The organism is Deinococcus sp. (assembly GCF_018260555.1).
Lineage (GTDB): Bacteria > Deinococcota > Deinococci > Deinococcales > Deinococcaceae > Deinococcus.
This window is the reverse complement of record NZ_JAGLBB010000145.1, coordinates 1-1090: the sequence shown is the minus strand read 5'-3', so window position 1 is coordinate 1090 and position 1090 is coordinate 1. Positions and strand designations below refer to the sequence as shown.

Annotated in this window: 1 protein-coding gene; it reads left to right on the top strand. The window is 59.4% G+C overall.

The window, feature by feature from the left end; genetic code table 11:
• Positions 1–105: 105 nt before the first annotated feature.
• Positions 106–1090: polyamine ABC transporter ATP-binding protein (locus QZ271_RS14330; protein ID WP_291432619.1), on the top strand; the 985-nt coding region annotated here is incomplete at its 3' end.

Below are 1090 nucleotides of genomic sequence, written 5' to 3'. Positions count from 1 at the left end.
TAGCTGGACCAAGGTCAAGACGGGCAAGTAAGGCTTAAGGCTCAAACTATTCTGGGTTCGCCTGCCTCGGGCGAACTGCACTCTTTTTTGTTGGGAGTTTCGTAAATGGCAGTTGCCTCCGGCGCCTATAAGAAAGCCCTCGAGGGCGACCAGACACCGAAAAAGGTGCTGGTCAAAATCGACCGGGTCACGAAGAAGTTCGACGAGACGATTGCCGTGGACGATGTGTCCCTGGAAATCAAGAAAGGCGAGATCTTCGCCTTGCTCGGCGGATCGGGATCGGGCAAATCCACCTTGCTGCGCATGCTCGCAGGCTTCGAGCGCCCAACGGAAGGTCGCATCTACCTCGATGGTGTGGACATCACCGATATGCCGCCCTACGAGCGGCCGATCAACATGATGTTCCAGTCCTACGCCTTGTTCCCGCACATGACCGTGGCGCAGAACATCGCGTTCGGCCTGCAACAGGACAAGATCCCCAAGGCTGAAGTCGATGCGCGCGTGGCCGAGATGCTCAAGCTGGTGCAGATGAGCCAGTACGCCAAGCGCAAGCCGCACCAGCTGTCTGGCGGTCAACGTCAGCGTGTGGCACTTGCGCGCTCCCTGGCCAAACGCCCGAAACTGCTGCTGCTCGACGAGCCGATGGGCGCCCTCGACAAGAAGCTGCGTTCGCAGATGCAACTGGAACTGGTAGAGATCATCGAGCGCGTCGGCGTGACCTGCGTCATGGTGACCCACGACCAGGAAGAGGCCATGACCATGGCCGAACGCATCGCGATCATGCACCTGGGCTGGATCGCCCAGATCGGCAGCCCGATCGACATCTACGAAACGCCTACCAGCCGTCTGGTGTGTGAGTTCATCGGCAACGTGAACATTTTCGACACCCAGGTGGTGGACGACGCCGAAGGCCACGCGGTACTCAAGTGCCCGGACCTGGACCGCGACATCTACGTGGGCTACGGCATTGCCACGGCAGTGGAAGACAAGTCGGTGACCTACGCCATTCGCCCGGAAAAAATGCTCGTCACCACCGAGAAACCGGCCTGCGAATACAACTGGTCGCGTGGCAAGGTGCATGACATCGCCT